25 protein-coding genes are annotated in these 20533 nt (G+C 33.4%); 15 read left to right on the top strand and 10 right to left on the bottom strand.

All coding sequences use genetic code 11. From position 1 onward, the window contains the following. Positions 1-91: 91 nt before the first annotated feature. A complete protein-coding gene (locus GTK47_RS13820) occupies positions 92-1711 on the top strand; it encodes a peptide ABC transporter substrate-binding protein (protein ID WP_165124134.1) in 1620 nt (539 codons plus the stop codon). Positions 1712-2355: 644 nt separating this feature from the next. Here GTK47_RS13820 and GTK47_RS13815 read toward each other — a convergent pair. Then, a complete protein-coding gene (locus GTK47_RS13815; RefSeq protein WP_165124131.1) occupies positions 2356-2916 on the bottom strand; it encodes an Ail/Lom family outer membrane beta-barrel protein in 561 nt (186 codons plus the stop codon). A 301-nt stretch (positions 2917-3217) separates the two neighbouring features. Beyond that, positions 3218-3559, bottom strand: a complete 342-nt coding sequence (locus tag GTK47_RS13810) for a DUF4377 domain-containing protein (RefSeq protein ID WP_165124128.1) — start codon at positions 3557-3559, stop codon at positions 3218-3220. Positions 3560-3936: 377 nt separating this feature from the next. Between GTK47_RS13810 and zntB the strand changes: the two genes are divergently transcribed. Continuing rightward, a complete protein-coding gene (zntB, locus tag GTK47_RS13805; RefSeq protein ID WP_165124125.1) occupies positions 3937-4920 on the top strand; it encodes a zinc transporter ZntB in 984 nt (327 codons plus the stop codon). 306 nt (positions 4921-5226) lie between these two features. On the opposite strand, the gene ttcA is transcribed toward zntB, so the two are convergent. Next, positions 5227-6150 carry a tRNA 2-thiocytidine(32) synthetase TtcA gene (gene ttcA / locus GTK47_RS13800; RefSeq protein ID WP_165124122.1) on the bottom strand — a complete coding sequence of 308 codons (924 nt, stop codon included), beginning with the start codon at positions 6148-6150 and terminating at the stop codon, positions 5227-5229. A gap of 318 nt (positions 6151-6468) precedes the next feature. On the opposite strand from ttcA, the gene GTK47_RS13795 reads away from it, so the two are divergent. Beyond that, positions 6469-7008, top strand: coding sequence for a hypothetical protein (locus tag GTK47_RS13795; RefSeq protein ID WP_165124119.1), 540 nt, complete (start codon positions 6469-6471; stop codon positions 7006-7008). 105 nt (positions 7009-7113) lie between these two features. Here GTK47_RS13795 and GTK47_RS13790 read toward each other — a convergent pair whose 3' ends face one another. After that, positions 7114-7662 carry a 4Fe-4S dicluster domain-containing protein gene (locus GTK47_RS13790; RefSeq protein ID WP_165124117.1) on the bottom strand — a complete coding sequence of 183 codons (549 nt, stop codon included), beginning with the start codon at positions 7660-7662 and terminating at the stop codon, positions 7114-7116. Positions 7663-7931: 269 nt separating this feature from the next. Then, positions 7932-8573: a leucine efflux protein LeuE gene (gene leuE / locus GTK47_RS13785; protein WP_165124114.1), complete on the bottom strand. Its 642-nt coding sequence runs from the start codon at positions 8571-8573 to the stop codon at positions 7932-7934. Positions 8574-8829: 256 nt separating this feature from the next. On the opposite strand from leuE, the gene GTK47_RS13780 reads away from it, so the two are divergent. The 10 genes from GTK47_RS13780 (at position 8830) to GTK47_RS13735 (ending at position 15400) form a co-directional block, all read left to right on the top strand. Next, positions 8830-9621 carry a nucleotidyltransferase domain-containing protein gene (locus GTK47_RS13780; protein WP_165124112.1) on the top strand — a complete coding sequence of 264 codons (792 nt, stop codon included), beginning with the start codon at positions 8830-8832 and terminating at the stop codon, positions 9619-9621. Positions 9622-9750: 129 nt separating this feature from the next. Further along, positions 9751-10053 carry a putative quinol monooxygenase gene (locus tag GTK47_RS13775; RefSeq protein ID WP_165124109.1) on the top strand — a complete coding sequence of 101 codons (303 nt, stop codon included), beginning with the start codon at positions 9751-9753 and terminating at the stop codon, positions 10051-10053. Between the two features lie 63 nt (positions 10054-10116). After that, positions 10117-10434 (top strand): hypothetical protein, encoded by a 318-nt coding sequence (locus tag GTK47_RS13770; protein ID WP_206535860.1) that lies wholly within the window; start codon positions 10117-10119, stop codon positions 10432-10434. Between the two features lie 61 nt (positions 10435-10495). Next, positions 10496-11095, top strand: a complete 600-nt coding sequence (locus GTK47_RS13765) for a pentapeptide repeat-containing protein (RefSeq protein ID WP_165124104.1) — start codon at positions 10496-10498, stop codon at positions 11093-11095. 423 nt (positions 11096-11518) lie between these two features. Beyond that, a complete protein-coding gene (locus GTK47_RS13760; RefSeq protein ID WP_165124102.1) occupies positions 11519-12055 on the top strand; it encodes an Ail/Lom family outer membrane beta-barrel protein in 537 nt (178 codons plus the stop codon). A 214-nt stretch (positions 12056-12269) separates the two neighbouring features. Continuing rightward, the gene (gene tnpA / locus GTK47_RS13755; protein WP_165121832.1) at positions 12270-12725 is read left to right on the top strand and encodes an IS200/IS605 family transposase; all 456 of its coding nucleotides are present in this window, start codon (positions 12270-12272) and stop codon (positions 12723-12725) included. A 393-nt stretch (positions 12726-13118) separates the two neighbouring features. Continuing rightward, positions 13119-13658 carry an Ail/Lom family outer membrane beta-barrel protein gene (locus tag GTK47_RS13750; RefSeq protein WP_165124099.1) on the top strand — a complete coding sequence of 180 codons (540 nt, stop codon included), beginning with the start codon at positions 13119-13121 and terminating at the stop codon, positions 13656-13658. Between the two features lie 204 nt (positions 13659-13862). After that, complete coding sequence (locus tag GTK47_RS13745) at positions 13863-14318, top strand: GNAT family N-acetyltransferase (protein ID WP_165124096.1); 456 nt, start codon at positions 13863-13865, stop codon at positions 14316-14318. 171 nt (positions 14319-14489) lie between these two features. Beyond that, positions 14490-14771: a hypothetical protein gene (locus GTK47_RS13740; RefSeq protein WP_165124094.1), complete on the top strand. Its 282-nt coding sequence runs from the start codon at positions 14490-14492 to the stop codon at positions 14769-14771. A 197-nt stretch (positions 14772-14968) separates the two neighbouring features. Next, positions 14969-15400, top strand: coding sequence for a carboxymuconolactone decarboxylase family protein (locus tag GTK47_RS13735; RefSeq protein ID WP_165124093.1), 432 nt, complete (start codon positions 14969-14971; stop codon positions 15398-15400). An 88-nt stretch (positions 15401-15488) separates the two neighbouring features. Here the strand turns inward: GTK47_RS13735 and GTK47_RS13730 are convergent, their stop codons facing one another. The 3 genes from GTK47_RS13730 to cls form a co-directional block, all read right to left on the bottom strand. Further along, positions 15489-15686 carry a hypothetical protein gene (locus tag GTK47_RS13730; protein ID WP_165124091.1) on the bottom strand — a complete coding sequence of 66 codons (198 nt, stop codon included), beginning with the start codon at positions 15684-15686 and terminating at the stop codon, positions 15489-15491. Positions 15687-15748: 62 nt separating this feature from the next. Then, positions 15749-16072 (bottom strand): HI1450 family dsDNA-mimic protein, encoded by a 324-nt coding sequence (locus GTK47_RS13725; protein WP_006536991.1) that lies wholly within the window; start codon positions 16070-16072, stop codon positions 15749-15751. 115 nt (positions 16073-16187) lie between these two features. Next, a complete protein-coding gene (gene cls / locus GTK47_RS13720) occupies positions 16188-17648 on the bottom strand; it encodes a cardiolipin synthase (RefSeq protein WP_165124090.1) in 1461 nt (486 codons plus the stop codon). Positions 17649-17953: 305 nt separating this feature from the next. On the opposite strand from cls, the gene GTK47_RS13715 reads away from it, so the two are divergent. Both GTK47_RS13715 and tonB read left to right on the top strand, forming a co-directional pair. After that, entirely contained in the window at positions 17954-18136 is a 183-nt protein-coding gene (locus tag GTK47_RS13715; RefSeq protein ID WP_036913581.1) for a YciY family protein, read from the top strand. 112 nt (positions 18137-18248) lie between these two features. After that, positions 18249-18962, top strand: a complete 714-nt coding sequence (gene tonB / locus GTK47_RS13710; protein WP_165124089.1) for a TonB system transport protein TonB — start codon at positions 18249-18251, stop codon at positions 18960-18962. A 144-nt stretch (positions 18963-19106) separates the two neighbouring features. Here tonB and yciA read toward each other — a convergent pair whose 3' ends face one another. After that, positions 19107-19538, bottom strand: coding sequence for an acyl-CoA thioester hydrolase YciA (gene yciA / locus GTK47_RS13705; RefSeq protein ID WP_006536988.1), 432 nt, complete (start codon positions 19536-19538; stop codon positions 19107-19109). 192 nt (positions 19539-19730) lie between these two features. Continuing rightward, positions 19731-20384, bottom strand: a complete 654-nt coding sequence (locus tag GTK47_RS13700) for a septation protein A (RefSeq protein WP_165124088.1) — start codon at positions 20382-20384, stop codon at positions 19731-19733. Positions 20385-20533: the final 149 nt, after the last annotated feature.

Raw genomic sequence — 20533 nt, 5'->3', positions numbered from 1 at the left:
ATAAAATATTTGTAATCAGTGATTGTGCCTTTTTATCAGGCTCTTATAATTGTGCAGTTTATTCTCATACAGATTACAGGACGAAACAGACATGCGCAAAATATTCGTCATCTCATGTGCACTTGTCGTTCAAGGATTACTCATATCGCAGGTAAATGCGGCAGTAGTACCTGAAGGAACGATACTCGATAAAAAGCAAGAAGTGGTCCGACATTTAAAAGATGAGCCTGCATCACTCGATCCTATTAATGCAGTAGGGTTAACAGAAGCTCAAGTGCAACGTGATTTGTTTGAAGGGTTGACGATAGAAGATGAGTATGGACGCCCCATTCCAGGGGTTGCTCAGAGTTGGCGCACAGAAGATAATCGCGTGTGGATTTTTACTTTACGTGATAATGCGAAATGGTCCAATGGTGAAAAAGTAACAGCAACAGATTTTGTCTATAGTTGGCAAAGGCTAGTTGATCCTAAAAATCTTTCGCCTTTTGCATGGTATGCATCACTTGCATCGATTGAAAATGCACAAAAGATTATTGATGGAAAACTAAAACCAACATCATTAGGTGTAGAAGCGATTGATGAAAAAACACTAAAAGTCACGTTAGAACGACCCGTTTCTTATTTCCCTAATTTGGTGACTAATTTTTCGTTATATCCTGTGCCTCATCAGAGTATTGAAAAATATGGTGCTGAGTGGGTTAAAGTTGGTAATTTAGTCGGAAATGGGGCTTTTGTTTTAAAAGACAGAGTCGTTAATGAGAAGATTGTATTAACGCCAAATCCTTATTATTGGGATCATAAAAATACAGTATTAACCAAAGTTACTTTTGTGCCTATTAATCATGAATCACATGCGACTAAACGTTACTTAGCTGGTGATATTGATATTACAGAGTCATTCCCGAAAAATTTATATCATAAACTAATGAAAGATATTCCTAATGAAGTTTATATTCCTGACCAATTAGGGACTTATTATTATGCTTTTAATACTCAATCAGGGCCAACAAAAGATATTCGTGTACGTAAAGCGTTAGCGATGGCGATAGATAGAAAAATTATCACTGATAAAGTATTAGGAACTGGGGAGAAACCAGCAAACCGTTTCACGCCTGATGTAACTGCGGGCTTTATCCCAGAACCTACAATTTATGATGAATACAATCAAGATGAATTAGACAGTCAGGCTAAGATCTTGTTAGCGGCTGCTGGGTATGGCCCTCATAATCCATTAACACTCTCATTACTGTACAATAATTCAGAGAATCATCAGAAAATTGCTATTGCAGTTGCTTCTATGTGGAAGAAAAAGTTAGGGGTGAAAGTCGAATTACGTAATCAGGAATGGAAAACATATATTGATAGCCGAAATTCGGGGGATTTTGATGTTATAAGGGCATCATGGGTTGGTGACTATAATGAGCCTTCTACTTTTTTAAGCTTATTAGGTTCTAAGCACACCGGTAATATCCCTAAATATCAGAATAAGCAATATGATGAAGTGTTAACTTTATCTGGTATGGCTATTGATGCAAATGAGAGAAATAGTTTGTATAACCGTGCTGAGCAAATAATTGCTGAAGATGCACCAATAGCACCTATTTATCAATATACAAATGGGCGATTAATAAAGCCGTGGCTAAAAGGTTATCCAATTAAGAATCCAGAAGATGTTGCATATAGCCATACGCTTTATATTCTGAAGCATTAAGATAGAAGCTAAATAAAAAGCTTAAAATTAAGTCAATACAAAATCTTAATTTAGCAGTAATGTTATAAAATATAAATCATGCCTCAAAGTTAAAATTTATTTTGGGGCGTTTTTTTATTTTATGTACAAATAGAATGTAAAGCAGTTGTAATTCATACGATGGCATGTATCAATAATAAGAAAACTAAATAAGTGTGAGAAAATAGACGAGAGTATCAATAAAAAAGAACCCCTTTAAAAAAAGGGGCGTAGCAAAATAAAGCAGGGTGACTTATCGTCTGGATATAAATTATATTTTTAAGGCTTTCTTTGCACGTTTTTTATTGTATCTAACTGTTACAGTGATTAATAAAATATTTATAACAAAAAAAATCCCTCTGTTATAAAAACAGAAGGAGACTCAAAAGGAATAAACATTGCAAGAGATATGTTAATACATTTTTATGGTATTGTTTTGACCAATTGTGCAATGTGTTTGATGTTAAATGTTATGTCTTAATTTATTTACAGATACAAATACTTAATTGTAATAAAGCCTAATATATTTATAATGGTGTTTGAGTAATTTAAAAGTAGAATCATCCATTCATTTTTCTTTATTATTAAATTAAATTGCTGATTATCAATGGTTATTAGAAAGTCGTTTAAAAACGAAATCCTAGAGATAATTGTAACACACTTAATTCAAGATGCCGCTTATTTGCTGTGGTATCAGAGTAAAGATAGCCGAAGCTAAATGAGATATCCTTAACAGGATTATAATCGATGCCAATTTGACCAATTACACTTGTTGTATTTACAATGTGAGAATCTGTTGTGTTTATTTTAGGGTGATGTTTATCTTCCTGATATTTCAATTTATTAGGTCCCATTTGAGCGTAAACAGAAATTTCAGGTGTTATTCTATAAGTTGGGCCGATTAATAGGCCTGTGGTTTTAGTTCGGTATTTTATTATTGACGGTGTGGTAAAACGAGGATCAATAAAATATTCTTTATGATTTGTATTTAAATGCAGTAGAGAAATTAATATCCCCCAAGTGTTTTCTGTTTCATATCGATAACTGATTATCTCTCCTTTTGCAGTATCGCCTTTTATTTTGCCGTAAATATAACCAGCAGAGAGGGTATGTGTTTTATCATAGGCATGTAATGTAGAAGAATAAGATAAAGCAAAGCTAATTAAAAGAAGGGCTAATTTATTCATTATAGGGTTTCTATGTTGATGTGTAGAACGCTATTTTTAGTAAAATAAATGTTGATTTCAATATTAATTGATTGAAAATACTCCTAAAAAAAGTTCGTGTGCTTATTTTTAAACTTAATAAAAAATAAAGCTATTATAAATAGCTAATCATTAATTAATATAAAATTTGTTAATTATTTCAAGTGGTAATGAACTGAAACGTTATTATTTAAATAGAAGGGAGTGGAAATTGAGCGCAATAAGTGAAAATACTCACAATAGGTTTTAATACCTATTGTGAGTTAGATTTTAGGGGGGCGTTTTATTTCTTATCTACAACTTCAATCAGTGTATATTTCACACTTGGTGCATCTGCTGGAGGGTTAGGAATATCTGTAACATTAACTTTTAATGTGTATTCAGTACCTGCTTTATATTCAAAACCATCAATATTTTGATAGAACAGAGACCATTCGCCAGAAGGTAATTCTTTCACCTTCATACATTTCATTGGTGCGACACCAACACAATCATAGAGTTGTGGATCCACTAGAAGCGTTTTTGTTGTCCCTGCCGATGGTGTTGTATCCGCACTTTTAGTTGAAGTTGCGTCATTGCATCCAGCTAAAAGCAAAAATAAAGGAATAGCGATAAATTTTTTCATATTGATGACCTTATTTTTAGGGTGCAATAAATGTATTAAAGAATATTTAGTATACACCAGACAGATAATTATTATAAATTACAACAGGTAACTTTTTTCCTATAAATAAAATAAGTTACCTGTTGTTATTCTAAGTGTTAATATCCTAACGTAATTATTAGTATTCAATTTAGTGTAATAATCTTAAAGTAATAAAGATAAATAGAAATTTGGGATGAATTAAGCAACAGTAACGTTGATATACAGCTAACTAGAAAAAAGTATAGAATAACATTTTAAAACATAGCGTTATAAAATGAAGGTAGATTAATCATATTTGACAGTTGAGCATTGAATTCAAGTATTATCTTTAAAGCAAAAGTTATGGAGGAAGCTAAGTGAAAACAGTTAATGACTCTGTTATACAAGATGCAGATGCTATTTATACAGCACAACTTGATGGGCATGGAGGAGCAACAGAAATCACAATGGAGACTGTTGCAACAAATGAAAATCCATATTGGGTGCATTTAGATTACCGCAAACCACAAAGTGCTCAATGGATACAAAAGACAGAATTACTTCCACCTATTGCTAAAGATATATTGCTTGCAGAGAACATCAGACCAAAAGCACAGCGCATTGGTGAAGGTATCGTCATCAACCTGCAAACAATTAATAATAATCCTAATGATCGACCTGATGAGCTTGTTGCTTTTAGAATTTATATTAACAGTCAAACTATTGTTTCTAGTCGTCACCGCCGAGTCAATTCTGTAGATTCTGTTATTCATACCTTAGAACTAGGTAATGGGCCTGAAAATAGTGGTGATTGGCTAATTACTATGGCTGATGCTGTGACTGATGAAATAGGCGAATTTGTTGAGACCCTACATGACCAATTAATTGAATTGGAAGATATGATCCTAGATCAACAAATACCCGCAAGAGGTGAACTTGCATTATTAAGAAAACAATTGATTGTATTACGTCGCTATATGGCTCCACAACGAGATGTATTTTCGAGACTCTCTATCGAAAAACTACCATGGATGAGTGATAGTGATAGAGTCACGATGTTGGAAATCTCAGAAAGACTTTCTCGACGTTTAGAGGATTTGGACAGTAGTATTTCTCGTACGGCAGTGATTGCTGATGAAATAACATCGATGATGGCTGATGCGATGAATAGACGTACTTACACTATGTCACTAATGGCGATGTTATTTTTACCAACAACATTTCTAACAGGGCTATTTGGTGTCAATTTAGGCGGAATACCCGGAAATGAGTTTCCTTATGGTTTTACCATCTTTTGTTTATCTCTCTTTGTTTTGATTGTGATTGTTACTTGGTGGTTAAAGCGTAGTAGATGGTTGTAAATTTTCAGCAAATTAATCGTAACTAAATGGATTTAAAAAAGAATTCTCTAACCCTGTTTGAGATATATCAATTTTTTAAAATAGAACATCTGGCATTATAACTCTCGCAGGTGAATACAACGTTGAGCGATGAACGTTGTGCTCCATAATTGTAGTTTTTCTCATATTGAGTTCTTAATACAGAATAATTGACCATTATTACACCGATGTTTATTAACATCGGTTTTTTTTGCTTAAATTTATTGTTGGCTATTATTTAGTCATAAAAATCCTAAGCCCCGAATGCAAGGCTTAGGAGATAGTGCATTATTTCACTTCAACAATATCGAGTTTGTTTTGGCTAAAGTCAGGACGTTCATCATCTTCTTCTTGGAACATCACTGGAACGGTTGGAATATCGTCTTTATCAAAAGCTAAATCGCCACCATTAATGACTGCATCACCATGCTTGATGTTCACAAAATCAAATAATTGAGTATCACATAAATGTGATGGGACAATATTTTGAGTTGCTCTAAACATAGTTTCAATACGACCAGGATAACGTTTATCCCAATCTCTTAGCATCTCTTTAATCACTTGGCGTTGAAGGTTAGGCTGTGAGCCACAAAGATTGCATGGAATAATTGGGAATTGCTTAGCTTGTGCAAAACGCTCAATATCTTTCTCACGAGCATAAGCTAGAGGACGAATAACGATTTGTTTCCCATCATCACTCATTAATTTAGGTGGCATACCTTTAAGCTTTCCACCGTAAAACATATTTAAAAATAATGTTTCTAAAATATCATCACGATGGTGGCCTAAAGCAATTTTAGTTGCACCAACTTCTGTTGCTGTGCGATATAAAATACCACGACGTAAACGTGAGCATAAAGAGCAGGTTGTTTTACCTTCAGGAATGATATCTTTAACGATCCCATAGGTATTCTCTTCAACAATTTTATATTCCACACCAAGCTCATTTAAATACTCAGGTAGAATATGCTCAGGGAATCCGGGTTGTTTTTGGTCTAAATTAACAGCAATAAGTGAAAAGTTTATTGGCGCACTTTTTTGCAGATTCATTAAGATAGAAAGTAGCGTGTAGCTATCTTTACCGCCAGAAAGGCAGACCATGATTTTATCGCCATCTTCAATCATATTAAAGTCAGCGATAGCTTGCCCAACATCGCGGCGTAAGCGTTTTTGTAGTTTGTTGAAATTATACTGCTCTTTTGGGATGCTCATTTTTTACGGTTCTATATCGTTGCTGATTATTCTGTAACTTGCTAACCAAGGCTTTGTTCTTCGCTGTCTTGATGCCTTAACAATATGATAAATCAATAAAATATCTTATAGGCTCAAATGATAAGTTGTGTGAAAAACAAAGTTATTTATGGCAAGAAAATTGATAAGTTGACAATGATACCAGATGGTAGGGTGGTTTCGATATAGATAACTACAGTTACGCGCTTTCAAGGTGGTAAAAAGTAAGACGTAATAGTGTATATAATTGTCCAGGCTGATACTTAGTTAAAATTTATTGTTGTGTAATTGGAGGAAATTTTGATTGAGGCTTTTAAGCAATGGTTTCAGGAAATCCGCGAGGATGCGGTAAAAGAAAAAATAAATAAAGCTAGAATAAAAGGTGATGAGAGCAAATGGAAACAGGAAATTTGGCGGAGCCCTGATAAAAACAGAGCAATTAAAGAAAGATTTTGTATTGAAGGGGCGCGCTTAAAATATGAATCACGACCATGTAATAAAACTCATTCTAAAGAATGGTTATATGACTTCGTGTGGAGAGAGTTCGATTGTCAACGTAATTTAAAACGAGTTATTCTTACAATGGAAATTGAAGTTTCTGATCAGTACTTTAATTATGATTTTAGTAAACTTCTTCAAGCAGACTCAGAATATAAAATCATGGTATTTCAAGTTAAATCTGAGCAGGAAGTGGAAAAAATTTTTCAATTATTAAGTACAGCTGTCCTTAATTATCAGTCAAAAACTGCTTCAAATTATCTTTTGGTTGGATGGTGTACTTCGTTGAATGATTTTATTTTTAAAAATATTGTAGTTAGTATTTCTGAGTCTCTGTATTGAAAAATAATAATTTGCTGCACTGATAAATAAAGTAATAGCCTTATATAAACTGAATAAGGCTATTAAATTTTTTGTGTCACGTAGCGATCATTATAGGCATAAACCTTAATAAGGCATCGTTGGTAGCTCTCGTAAAATAGAGTTTTTTCTACGTTCAGCAGTTAATTGTGACAATTCATTATCAGAGACAAAGATTAAGGCATCTTGAGGACAAAACTCAACACAAGCAGGGCCTTGTTCTCTATGATTGCACAAATCACATTTAACGATATCAATTTGAAATTGCTGGCCAAGATCTAAACAAGAAGTAGATGCGGAATACGCTTTTTTCTCAAGCTCAATGGCGCCAAATGGGCAAGCTAAAAGACAAGCTCTACACCCAATGCAATTTTCAGGGTGCGTTTCGACAAAGTTTTCACCACGCACTAATGCTTTTGTCTGGCAAGCTTGGGCGCAAGGTGCATCTTCACATTGATGGCAAATAGAAGCAGTAAATTGATGCATTAATTTAATAATGCGGATCCTTGGATGGAAATTCTTTTTATTGAAAAAATCATTTCCATTTTTTTCTGATGTATGACCGACTGAACAAACAACTTCACATGTCTTACAGCCAATACATTTTTTAGAGTCAATAACAATTTGGCTATTCATCTCAATACCTATTTATATAGCTATATACTTTATAATATATCGACTAATGGGTTATTTTAGTAATATTAATCAAGTTTATATCGAATAAATAAAGTTAAATAATAACAGTAAAGTAAAAAACAGTTTTTAAACTAAACCAAAATGAGAATGAATAGTATTTAATAAATTAATGGGAATAATATTTTATTAATATACGTAAGTAACCGTAGATAGAAAAATGGCAATCTTATTTAATTGCCATTTTTTTAATCGGTGCCTGTTATTAAAACTTATGATGTTAATGTCGCTAATTTAGTCGCAAATCCCATAAAGAAAAGCCCGATAACACCATTACCTAGTTTAGCGATATTTTTACGTGAGCCAAAGAAGCGAGCAAGGGCTACACCACCAAATATTAGAAAAGAGAGATAGATAAAACTAAATGCTTCAAGCATGGAAGCAAGAATTAAATAAGATAATCCAGTATGTGCATAATTAAAATCGATAAACTGCACAAAAAATGAGATATAAAATAAAATCGCTTTAGGATTAGTCATACTTAATGTAAGTGCTTTTCTAAAAACGTGTTTCTGTACAGTTGTTGTTTGTTCTGAAAGGACTTTTTTGGAGAAAAAAGTGGCATGGATAATTTTTATTCCCAAATAGAGAAGATAAAAAGCACCTAAAAAGCGAACAATAGTAAAGAGTAAAGGAGAGGCTTTTATTACAGATGCAACACCAATAAAGGCGAGGAAAATTAAAATAGCATCACCTAAAAAGACTCCAAATGCTGCACGATATCCATCGCGAACACCGCCTGATGCACTTGTTTTTAGCACATAGAGTGTATTGGGGCCAGGAACAAGAATAATAAAAAACATACCTGCAAGATATGTCCAGATATTGAGTACACCAAATTGTTCAAGCCACATGTCAACCCCCAATCCCACTTTCTCTACATTACTTAATGAATTGCTATTATATAAAGAGAATCCACATTATTTAAACGCATATTTTCACTCACACAGAAGATAAATGTTTGATGCTTACTGCTTTCTGGCTAAAACGGAACTTCTTTACCACTTCAACAGATTACTGAGCTGTTTTACCTTTGTTTTCAAAATTGGTTCACGATTAAAAAAATGATAGGGTTTCAAATAGAAAAATAAAACCTTACAAAGGAAAATTATGGTTTCTTCTCAAGTAAATAAAATAAGCTTACCTCCTACAACAGATTTTCAAACACTATTTCAACCTGTCATTACAGATGTTGTTGAGCACCTTTCTCAATTATTAAAAGAGAATTTACACAGCATTTATGTCTATGGGAGTGTTGCTAATGGATGTGCAATAGCAGAAAAATCAGACTTGGATATTTGTTTGATTTTAAAAAATAAAATAGATGAATTTGAAAATCAGCAATTAGATAAAACAAGGGTAATGCTAGGTACATTACACCCTATTGTCAGCAAAGTTGATTTCGATATCGGTGTTTTAAGCGAAGTATTGGCATCCAACAATTTATACAGTTGGGGGTATTGGTTAAAACACCACTGTCGTTGTATTTTGGGTGATGATTTGACACAACATTTTTCGCCATTTGCTCCATCAAGAAAAATTGCTTTGGCAATCAACGGTGACTTTGCCCAAGTTGTAGAGGGATATATTAAGCAAATATACCAAAAAGATTTTCTTATTGAAAAACGTCATATACAAAGAGCGATTGCTCGAAAATTAATTCGTTCAGTGAATATTTTACGTAGTGAAAAAGATGAGCATTGGCCTGAAACTCTAGAGGATTACGTAAAAATACTAAAAGCTAATTACTATGAGCAACATAAAAATATTAATTATCTTTTATCTGAAAGCATAAATCCAAGCGATGATATAGATGTGTTTATACACAAAGCAAAGCTATTCACGCATTGGCTAGAAATCGAGTGTTTAAAGAAAGATAAAGAGGATAGCCTGAAAAGCTAAGGGGGTTTTATTGTTTTTAAAAAGCGCTTTTCTTATGTAAAGAGGGTAGATCTCTTAAGTTAACTAGACTATATTTGCCTGTGTTTTTATACAGTATCTGTGCCGTTCAATTACAGTAAGGAAAATGTAATGTTAAAAGTGATTGCTGAAGATTTTATTAAAATAGAAGCGATAGAAATTGTTTTGCCTCTTTATCGTGAACTTGTTGAGGCGACTAAGAAAGAGCCTCTTTGTATTAGCTATAATTTATATGTTGATGAAAAAGATCCAGGTCACTTTGTCTTTATTGAACAATGGCCTGATCATGCTGCGCTTGATGTGCATTGTGCTAGTGAACATTTTCAACGATTAGTCCCTATGATTAACACATATACAAGAGCAGAGCCTAAATTTTTACTTATGGCAGATGCTTTTGATGAAAAACAGAAGTAATAAAACTTGGCTCATTTATAGTGGGTACATTAGATAATAAGAAGTAAAACAAGAGAATAGGTGATGTTAGCGAGGTATATATCTCAAATCGTAAACCAAGAAGATAACTATCAAATTTTAACTACCCAGAAGTTTTTGGATAACTTAACAGAAATAACTAGGGAAACTCATACTTGGTTATTTCCTGATGGTGTCATCTTGAAATGTACAGAAGAGATAGAAACAGAATATTATGATAATGACGCCCAATGTCCTGAACATTGGATTACTTGGGAAATTGTAGAGTCGAATAACAAACTTATCTCTCCTTGTCGAAAAGAATTTTTTAATTTATGCCAGCAAAGCTTTTGGTTAAAAATGCAACTTGCTAATAAAATATAATAAATTCTATTTTAGGTGTATTTTATCTCAGCATTAATGCACATTTATATTGAGTACATATATGGAAAATTTAAAGAGCAATCAAGAATATTTAGATAGAACTTTCACTAAACTTGATATTGATGAGCTGACACTTAATAATGTTATTTTTGAGGAATGTGAATTTCACCAGTGTCATTTTTTATCTGCTGATCTATCGCATTGCAAGTTTGTGCATTGCTTATTTGAACAATGTAATTTAAGTTTAGCTAATTTTCCTAACACTCGATTTTCTAACACTGAATTTGTTGGATGCAAACTTGTTGGCATTGACTGGACAAAAGCGCATTGGCCAAAATTCGATCTTTATTCTCAACTCAGTTTTAAAAATAGTATTTTAAATGGATGTAACTTTTTTGGATTAAAACTGAGCGAATCTATTTTTGAAGAATGTAGGTTACATGATGTTGATTTTAGAAATGCGGAGCTTCAAAGATCACTTATGATTGGTTCTGATTTTTCTAATAGTTTGTTTATGCAAACAAATTTAGAAGGAGTTGATTTTACTCATTCACACTCTTTTGATATTGATATCAGGCAAAATAAAATGACCAAAGCAATTTTTTCTAAAATAGAAGCACTTGATTTACTCAAATATCTTGATATTAAATTGATTGATTAATAGTCAGAAGAATTAAGCCATATTTAACATGAGGTTGCTACGTAGTATAAATATTTACATTATTTTAAATAAAAGCTATTTCATCTCAATAATAAAATATATTTATTTTAGTTGGTGGTTTTATGTTCAATGAAATAGTAATAAGAGATATAAAATAAATCTAATAATAAATTAAAATCATTTTTTCACAACCTTATTGACTTGATATTTCCTTAGTAATAGTGAAAAATAAGCTAAGTTTATTGTTGAGGCGGATGGTCTTTTTAATTACATTTTCACTCATAAGAATTTCTTTATTAAATATTATTAATAACGTATTATTTATAAATGGAATTTATTGAAAATAAATTTCAATTTAATAAGAGAGCTAAATTCAAATTTAGCTCCGTTTGTCTATGCTTTTATTTTATATAGAGAATAAAGATGAGTCGTAATTTATTTATTTCCGCTTCACTGTTAGCGATTTCTACACTTTCTTTTAATGCACAAGCAGCCTTAGATAATACTTTATCAGTAGGTTATGCTCAAAGCTCAATTAAATTTAATGATGATAAAATGGATGATAATCCTAAAGGTATTAACTTTAAATATAACCATGAGTTTGATAATAGCTGGGGTGTTATTGGGTCACTGACGTATACAAAATTAACCTATAATTTTTATAGTCGTTGGGGAAAAATTGGTTCAACTGAGATTGATTATGTTTCACTAACGGCAGGACCTAGCTATCGTTTTAATGACTATTTTAGTGCATATGGATTAATTGGTTTTGGTCGCGCTAGCCAAGAAGATAAATATTATTATGGTAATGATGAATACAGCAAAACGTCTATGGCTTATGGATTAGGTTTACAAATTAACCCAATCCCAAACGTAGCAATTGATGCATCTTATGAATATTCAAAACTAGATGATGCAAAATTTGGTACTTGGGTATTAGGTGTTGGTTACCGTTTCTAATTTTAAGTTAATAAATAATATTTTTAAAAGGTCACGTTACGTGGCCTTTTTATTTTTATTATGGGCTTTAGCCAGTTTAAGTCGCGTCAGCGTCTTAAATATAAAACCACCCGCTATGCGGGTGGGTATTAAAGGTTATACCAAGAAAAACACCTTTCCGTTACGATATAGATGTTCAAGCTAATATTCGTAACTTAAATAAGGAAAGGTGTTTATGGGCATTAAAGCACAAAGCTCAGCACATACAAAGTGGCTGTGTAAATACCATATCGTCTTTTCGCCGAAATATAGACGGAAAGTGATTTTTAATAAAATTCGTTCAAGTATAGGTGAAATCCTTCGAGACCTTTGTAAATATAAAGGTGTGGAAATAATCGAAGGGCATCTTATGCCAGATCATGTTCATATGTTAGTGAGTATTCCACCGAAGATATGCGTATCAAGTTTCATGGGATATTTGAAAGGTAAAAGTTCGTTGATGATCTTTGATAGACATGCCAATCTCAAATATAAATTTGGCAACAGAAAGTTTTGGGCGGAAGGGTTCTATGTCACAACAGTTGGACTCAATGAAGCCACAATTCAAAAGTATATCAGAGAGCAAGAAAAGTCGGATTTAATCTCGGATAAATTGAGCAGTAAAGAATATGAAAACCCCTTCAAGGGGTAAGCCAAAGTAGCAAAGACACTTAGCTTGAACGAAGAGAAAGCAGCGTCATTTAGGCGCAGTCGGTAACAAGCCCTTATAGGGCAAGAGCAAACCACCCGTTTTACGGGTGGTTATGATTAAATAGAAATTAAATAATATTAAAATAAATCACTTTCTCCGATTTTAAAATCTGTTGATATTCTATACTTCAAATAAATATTTTATTTATTTTCCTTTATTCGAAGGGTTCTCTTTATTATTTTTTTGTTAAAATTAAATCATTTATATGAATTTCACTTTGATTTATTATTTTAAGTGAAAGTGAGGATTTATTGTATTGAATTAATTGTAATTTAAACTGTTTTTTCTTGCTATTTCTTATTTTATTAACTAAAGATAATATTGAGATATATAATGAAAAATAAATTATTATTACCAATTACAGCAATTTTCTTATCAATAATGGCATTTAATGCATCTGCTACATTGAAAAATACATTGTCCATAGGTTATGCACAAAGCCAGATAGAAGTAGATGGCGATAAGGTAGATGAGGATCCTAAAGGATTTAATATTAAGTATGATCGCAAGATAGATAATAATTTGGGTATTATAGGTTCATTTGTTTATAATAATAAAAAATATAATTGCCATGATGATAATGATAAAAACGCAGGGCATGCTGATGTAAATTATTATTTATTTTCGGTTGGGCCAAGTTATCGTTTTAATGAGTATATTAATGCGTATGGCTTAATCGGTACCAGTGTTTTTAATGTTAATTATAAAGATATTTTCGAAGAGCATCGTGAAAACAAAGTATCTATAAGTTATGGATTAGGTTTACAAATCAATCCAATTCCAAACGTAGCAATTGATGCTTCTTATGAATATTCAAAACTAGATGATACAAAATTTGGTACTTGGGTATTAGGTGTTGGTTACCGTTTCTAGTATTAAGCTGATAAATAATATTTTCAAAAGGTCACGTTACGTGGCCTTTTTCGTTTTAGTATAAATGTAAGTGTTTATCTCTATATTTTGGTTATTAATGTATCAAAAACTTATTTAATATACACAAAATGTGTGTTTTTTATTCGAGTGGCTTGATTGTTAATAAAGGATCTTTAAGATACCGTATTTTATGGAGAGGTAAGTATGTTAACTATCATAAAAGCAGAGCCATCACACTATGATGAAATGATTGCAGTTTGGGAATCATCAGTTAGAGCCACACATACATTTCTATCTGAAGATATCATTTTGTCGCTTAAAAAAGATATTGTAGAACAGTATTTTCCTATGCTTAATACCTATATTGCGATAGACGATAATAATGTTATTCACGGGATCTTAGGTACAGAAGATAATAAGTTAGAAATGCTTTTTGTCGATGCGAATTCTAGAGGACATGGCTGTGGTAAATTGCTTACAACTTTCGCGATAAACACCCTGAATGTTGATGAATTAGATGTAAATGAACAGAATCCTCAAGCAATTGGCTTTTATTTCTATATTGGATTTGAGCAAATAGGACGTTCTGAATTAGATGGGCAAGGCAATCCTTTCCCGTTATTACATTTAAAATTAAATAAAAATAAGTATAAATACTAAATAAAGAAATATTAAAGATACAAAATGAAGAGAGAAGTAAAAAACCTCTCTATTTATCTTATATAAATAATAATTATCCACTTAAATTTGATTTATATCGTAATAATCCCCTCACTTTAATGAAATAATTTTTTCATAATTAAATAAATTGAACACAACAGTGGCATAGTTATGAAAAAAATTTTACTTATTATTTTATCTTTATTTTTACTACCCGCTTGCTCTGAATCACAAGAAAATAAAGTTATTGAATATTGTATGGATACATTAAATGTCTATAGTAATGTGAGCAAAAATCAATGTTTGTGTTTTTATAATGAAGCAAGTGATAAATTTTCTTCAACTGAAATAGATAGAATGGTCAAATCACCACCCATAAAGCAAGACAGCACACTGACAAGAGAAGGCACAATGTTTTTAACTATTGCTCATTCATCTAAATGCTTTGAGTAATAGTCATTATGCGTAATAAGAGATAATAATCTAATAAAAAATAAGTAGTAAATTAAGTTACTTATACCGAAGATCATTGCTTCTAAAGGCAAATACCACAAATTTGATAAACCCATCTCTATAAATTGAATATATTATTACTGTTTTTATATACAGTTAATTATGGGTTTAGCTTTATTGTGAATTGTGAGGAAATTATGTCAAAGCTTCGATTATCTTACCCAAAACTCAGTCCTAAAGCTTATGATGGTTTAATTCAATGTAAAACCGCACTAGAAGGTAGTTCATTGGATATAATGTTGATTGAACTTGTCTATTTAAGAGTCTCTCAAATTAATGGCTGCGCTTTTTGTTTGGAGATGCATAATAACTCATTGCGTAATCATGGTGTTGCTCAAAATAAGTTAGATGCACTAAATGGTTGGCAAGTGAGTGAACGTTTTACAGATAAAGAGCGAGCTGCATTATTATGGGCAGAGGTTGTCAGTAATATTTCAGCGAAAGATACGGATGATAATATTTATCAGCAGGTTAAAGCGTATTTTACAGATACAGAAATGAGTGATCTGACATTGGCAATTGGGTTAATGAATGCCTTTAATCGTATTGCGGTGAGTTTGCGTCAGTAATGAGTATTATCTACGTAAATCATATATATCAAATAATGATAAAGAGAAAAGCGCCGATAGAGCGCTTTTAATTTTTTAAGCTGAATCTTTACCAGAGATATTGCATAAAGGGCAAATAAGCAAAAATTAAAGCAATAAGTATAAATAAGATACGAAATAACGTTTTTTGTGTTTTTATTGTGGCGTAAAGCATTACGATAATAATAGCTACGCAGATATACCAGTAAAATGCACCAAAGAAAGCTAAGGAAAAAATAGCATCAATAATAAAGCTACTTTCACTCATTTTATTTCTCTCTGAAATAAAAAATCACCTGCTAAAATATAAGCAGGTGAAGATAAAAGTGATTATGATTTCCAAATAATATGGAACATAGGCTGTAATGGGTCACGACTAATGAGGACACGACCAAAAATATCATCAATATCGGAATCGTCGTCTGGAGCAAGACCAATAATTACTTCGCTAAAACGGGCTGATGTAACCGGTAGGCCAACAATAAATTGCCAATCATTACCTAATGGAACCACTTCAGCTGCGCCTCTTTCTTCAAATTGCAGGTTAAATAATAATTGGTCTGCAACATCTAAATTATCAGCTGCTTGGGCTAAAAATAGATCATAAGCTTGTTCTAAAGCGTCGTCTTCACTGATTAAGGTTGGTTCATTCATGGTAATGCCTATCTATTATTCCAATAATTATCGCGTTGTTTGTACCGCATTTTTACTAATTTAGCATAGTTATCTGTTGCCAGTTCTTAGTAGTCTTTTGATTATAACATTTCTGTTATAACAGAGGGCTAAAGAAATAGCAGATACGCTCTAATACACGATTTAAGAATGGTCGTTTTTCCCATTCATCTATCGTTAATTCTGTCGAGCGAGCAATATAATCATATTGAACAATGCTTAAGTCACTGCCAAAACCTTCATCATCAATGACAACAGTAATTTCAAAATTTAACCATAAGCTACGCATATCAAGGTTAACTGAACCTACCATACTGAGTTGTCCATCAACCATCACGCTTTTGGTATGTAATAAACCATCTTCAAATTGGAATATTTTTACACCGGATTCGAGCATTTCTGTAAAGAATGAACGGCTTGCCCAACGTACAAGAAATGAGTCATTACTGCGGGGAACGATAATACTCACATTAACACCTCGCATCGCAGCGGTTGAGATTGCATGGGCAAGATCATCGCTAGGTACGAAATAAGGTGTTGTCAGTACTAATTCTTTTCTCGCAGAGTAAATGGCTGTAATAAGTGATTGTTGAATCAGTTCATCAGGAAAACCTGGGCCTGAGGCGATGACTTGTGTTGTATGGCCACTTTCTTGTTCACAAGGCATAATATTATCATCAGGAGGAGGGGGTAAATGGCGCTCACCCGTTTCCATTTCCCAGTCAAAGGCATAAATCATACCTAATGTGGTCGAGACAGGGCCTTCCATTCTGACCATAATATCAATCCATTGACCTACACCAGAATCTTGCTTGAAATAACGAGGATCAACCATATTCATACTTCCTGTGTAGGAAATATAATTGTCAATCAATACGATTTTTCGATGTTGACGCAAATCCATGCGGCGTAAGAAGAAACGGAATAAACTAACATGTAGTGATTCAACAAATTCAATACCCGCAGCTCTCATTACATCTGGGCCGTTAGTACGAAAGAAATTCCAACTACCCGCAGAGTCAACCATGACTCGGCATTTTACACCACGTTTAGCGGCTCTAATTAAGGCGTCGGTTACTTCATCGACTAAACCACCTGATTGCCAAATATAGAAAACCATTTCAATATTGTCACGGGCATTATTAATATCACGTGTAATTGAATTGAGCGAATCTTCACAAGTGGTTAAAAGTTCAATTTTGTTACCTTTAACACCTTTAATACCTTGGCGTTTAGCCGTTAATTGGAAAAGAGGCGTTGCAACATCGCTCGTGCTTGTCGCAAAGATATGCTTACATTTTCTCAAGTCTTCGAGCCACGCAACAACAGAAGGCCACATCTGCTTAGCATGTTCAACACGTCGTTTTCCTAGGTGTAATTCACCAAAAGCAAAATACGCAATAACCCCGACTAATGGCAGTATGTAGATGATCAATAGCCATGTCATTGTTGATGTAACAGGTCGTCGGTGCATTAGGACACGAAATGTGACCCCCGCAATTAATAGCCAATAGAAGAAAAAGGTTAGCCAACTTAATACAGTATAAAATGTTGTCATAGTAGAGCTATTTTCCGTTGAAAATGAATTGCATGGATAAGCTGAAGGCAATTTACTAAAAATAGTTCATTATTTTTGTTATTTGCCGAATGTTGTTATTAAATCAGGATTATTATCTCTGTCAAATCTCTTTCTTAAGAGATAAGCATCAAATAAGCAATAAGATAGAACTCTTTATTCATTTTTTCTTTGTGAGAAATGCTCAAATAATGGATGAATTTCAAGCAAATCATAAATCACCCCTTGGATCACAAAATGAACGTCTTATAATAGTCCACTTATTCGAAAAAATAGGTGCTGATAGCATGAGACACAGTAGGACTGAAGTAGCTCGTTGGCGTATGATGAGACAAGCTATACGTAAACGACGTCGATGGTTAGAAGGGCAATCTCGTCGTAATTTCCGAATTTATAAACTGCGTAAACTTGATACTTCTAGAAAACACAGAGCACTTTTATTTGTACAACACATAGAATGGAACTCATAATTTCACTTTTTAACGGCTAATATCAATCATTTTACTAAACGTTATTGAATATGATTGCTATTTGCATTTAAACTAGGGGCATATTTTTTCTTTAGGTGAAATAAGATCAGTTATGCGTTGGAAGCTTTGGGTACTCATATCGCTTTGTCTACATGCCTCACTTGTTGCAGCTGCGATGTTATATGTTGTAGAAGATAAGCCAATTACACCTGAGCCTATCTCTATACAGATGTTGGCATTTGCCGCAGATGAGCCTGCTGGCGAACCAGAACCTGTGGTTGAAGAAGTCACTCCTCCCGAACCAGAGCCGATTGTTGAGCCTGAATCCGAGCCAGAACCTATTCCTGATGTAAAACCTATTATTGAAAAGCCAATAGAGAAAAAACCAGAACCAAAACCGAAACCTAAGCCAAAACCAGTGGACAAACCGAAACCACCAGTTGAGCGACCACAGTCTTTAGTTGTTAATAAAGGTAATGATCTCAAAAATCTTAACCCAACGGCAAAGCCAAGTGATAAAGGTGATGAAAAACCGGTTGCAGTAGCAAGTAGCGGTGAAGGTAAAGTACCTAATGCAGTGCGCCAAGGTTTACCTGAATATCCACCACGAGCACGAGCTGTGGGGATGGAAGGTTCGATAAAAGTTCGTTTTGATGTTGATGCTGATGGAAGAGTTGATAATGTAGAAATTATTTCTGCTGATCCCAAAAACGTGTTTGAGCGCGAAGTAAAAAGAGCAATGCGCCAATGGCGTTATGAAAAAATTCCTTATAAAGGAAAAGTGGTTCTGATTGAATTCAAAATGACAGGGATATCAACAAGCTAATTTTTATCAAGTAGACAGTTAAACAAAGTGATATCACTATTTGATACCAGATAAATAAAAGGCACTTTAATAAGTGCCTTTTTTAGTTTCAATTTTTTAATGCTTTCACGCTATTCGTTGTAATCGAATTGTCGTAATGGCGTTTTATTCCATTGTACTTGTTAGCGTGAAATGTGCTTTACCTTCAGGTAAGCGACGAGCTGAATTGTTCTCATCAACAGCAACGTAGGTAAATACAGCCTCTGTTGCACGATAGCGTTGGCCGACAGGTTCTGTGGCGACTTTCTTAACCCAGACTTCAATATTAACAGTAATTGAAGAGTTACCTGTTTTTAAGCAACGCGCATAGCAACAAACGACATCGCCAACAGCAACAGGTTTAAGAAAGGTAATGCCTGTTACGCTTACAGTAACGACACGACCTAACGCAATTTCTTTAGCTAAAATTGCACCACCGATGTCCATTTGAGACATTAACCAGCCACCGAAAATATCACCATTGGCGTTAGTATCAGCAGGCATGGCAAGGGTGCGTAAAACGAGCTCACCATTAGGCAAAGATTGTTGTTCAGTCATGGGAAAGTATTATATCTGTTAATGTTAAAATCAAAGAGATATTTACTCGTCATACTTCAATCTGCAGTGTTGTTGACTGCGTTCATTCGCACTAGTCACATACTCTTGTATGCTCCTAGCGGCTCATTTACTTGTCGCCTAACTGCATCTTGAATTATTTAGAGCACACATCTCCCAATAAAATAAAAATAATTATTCAGATTTTGAATGAGCATCGTGTGATGTTGGTTTAGATGCTTGTTTTGTCATACCATCTGATAAATCATGTTCACCATTTTCTGTGGTTTCGCCTTCAGTTTGTTCTTCTGGCAAACGGTTATTCCAGATATAAACCACGCTGGCGATAGTAAAGATAAAGGTTAAAATAGTTAAGCCAAAGACTTTAAAATTAACCCAAGTTTCTTCTGGTAAAGAGAATGCCACATAGATATTACCTAAGGCACAAGCAAAAAAGAAAATCACCCAGGCGATATTTACTTTTTTCCAATTACCTGGTGGCATCGCGAGCTCTTTGCCTAACATTCTTTCCATTAACGTTTTTGGCGTAAATAACTGCATACCAATTAAAACGATGGCAAAAATGGCATAAATAGCCGTCACTTTCCATTTAATAAAATCAGCAGAATGGAAGAAGATAGTTAATGAGCCAAAAATAGTGACCACAATGGCAGTAATGAGTGGCGCTTTCTCAACTTTATGGAAAATAAGCCATGTCAAGCCGACTGAGATCCACGTCGCGATAATTAATGCACCTGAAGCATAGAAAATATCTTGCCATTTATAGAAGATAAAAAACACTAATAGTGGAGCAAAATCAAGTAATTGCTTAAGCCAGCCATTTTTCATAACAGATAGGAACCTATGGTAATTAAATTCATAAACTTGGCTATTCTAATGCAAAGCGACAGAAAATGGGTAAACAATTGCATATCTTTAACGACAGAGTGTTAATTTATACAAATAACGCTATTTTTATCTGTAATAACTCAATGAAA

This window comes from Proteus sp. ZN5 (genome assembly GCF_011046025.1).
GTDB lineage: Bacteria > Pseudomonadota > Gammaproteobacteria > Enterobacterales > Enterobacteriaceae > Proteus.
The sequence above is the reverse complement of the archived record's forward strand: the minus strand, read 5'-3'. Positions and strand labels throughout refer to the sequence as shown.

Bases quoted from the DNA above. Each gene is read 5' to 3' on its own strand.
- GTK47_RS13810 (WP_165124128.1), bottom strand. From the start codon at position 3,559: ATGAAAAAATTTATCGCTATTCCTTTATTTTTGCTTTTAGCTGGATGC.
- GTK47_RS13730 (WP_165124091.1), bottom strand. From the start codon at position 15,686: ATGAGTGAAAGTAGCTTTATTATTGATGCTATTTTTTCCTTAGCTTTC.
- tonB (WP_165124089.1), top strand. From the start codon at position 18,249: ATGCGTTGGAAGCTTTGGGTACTCATATCGCTTTGTCTACATGCCTCA.
- leuE (WP_165124114.1), bottom strand. From the start codon at position 8,573: ATGTGGCTTGAACAATTTGGTGTACTCAATATCTGGACATATCTTGCA.
- GTK47_RS13715 (WP_036913581.1), top strand. From the start codon at position 17,954: ATGAGACACAGTAGGACTGAAGTAGCTCGTTGGCGTATGATGAGACAA.
- GTK47_RS13700 (WP_165124088.1), bottom strand. From the start codon at position 20,384: ATGAAAAATGGCTGGCTTAAGCAATTACTTGATTTTGCTCCACTATTA.
- GTK47_RS13725 (WP_006536991.1), bottom strand. From the start codon at position 16,072: ATGAATGAACCAACCTTAATCAGTGAAGACGACGCTTTAGAACAAGCT.
- GTK47_RS13775 (WP_165124109.1), top strand. From the start codon at position 9,751: ATGTTAAAAGTGATTGCTGAAGATTTTATTAAAATAGAAGCGATAGAA.
- GTK47_RS13745 (WP_165124096.1), top strand. From the start codon at position 13,863: ATGTTAACTATCATAAAAGCAGAGCCATCACACTATGATGAAATGATT.
- tnpA (WP_165121832.1), top strand. From the start codon at position 12,270: ATGGGCATTAAAGCACAAAGCTCAGCACATACAAAGTGGCTGTGTAAA.
- cls (WP_165124090.1), bottom strand. From the start codon at position 17,648: ATGACAACATTTTATACTGTATTAAGTTGGCTAACCTTTTTCTTCTAT.
- GTK47_RS13770 (WP_206535860.1), top strand. From the start codon at position 10,117: ATGTTAGCGAGGTATATATCTCAAATCGTAAACCAAGAAGATAACTAT.
- GTK47_RS13820 (WP_165124134.1), top strand. From the start codon at position 92: ATGCGCAAAATATTCGTCATCTCATGTGCACTTGTCGTTCAAGGATTA.
- GTK47_RS13735 (WP_165124093.1), top strand. From the start codon at position 14,969: ATGTCAAAGCTTCGATTATCTTACCCAAAACTCAGTCCTAAAGCTTAT.
- GTK47_RS13750 (WP_165124099.1), top strand. From the start codon at position 13,119: ATGAAAAATAAATTATTATTACCAATTACAGCAATTTTCTTATCAATA.
- GTK47_RS13780 (WP_165124112.1), top strand. From the start codon at position 8,830: ATGGTTTCTTCTCAAGTAAATAAAATAAGCTTACCTCCTACAACAGAT.
- GTK47_RS13815 (WP_165124131.1), bottom strand. From the start codon at position 2,916: ATGAATAAATTAGCCCTTCTTTTAATTAGCTTTGCTTTATCTTATTCT.
- yciA (WP_006536988.1), bottom strand. From the start codon at position 19,538: ATGACTGAACAACAATCTTTGCCTAATGGTGAGCTCGTTTTACGCACC.
- GTK47_RS13740 (WP_165124094.1), top strand. From the start codon at position 14,490: ATGAAAAAAATTTTACTTATTATTTTATCTTTATTTTTACTACCCGCT.
- GTK47_RS13760 (WP_165124102.1), top strand. From the start codon at position 11,519: ATGAGTCGTAATTTATTTATTTCCGCTTCACTGTTAGCGATTTCTACA.
- ttcA (WP_165124122.1), bottom strand. From the start codon at position 6,150: ATGAGCATCCCAAAAGAGCAGTATAATTTCAACAAACTACAAAAACGC.
- GTK47_RS13790 (WP_165124117.1), bottom strand. From the start codon at position 7,662: ATGAATAGCCAAATTGTTATTGACTCTAAAAAATGTATTGGCTGTAAG.
- GTK47_RS13765 (WP_165124104.1), top strand. From the start codon at position 10,496: ATGGAAAATTTAAAGAGCAATCAAGAATATTTAGATAGAACTTTCACT.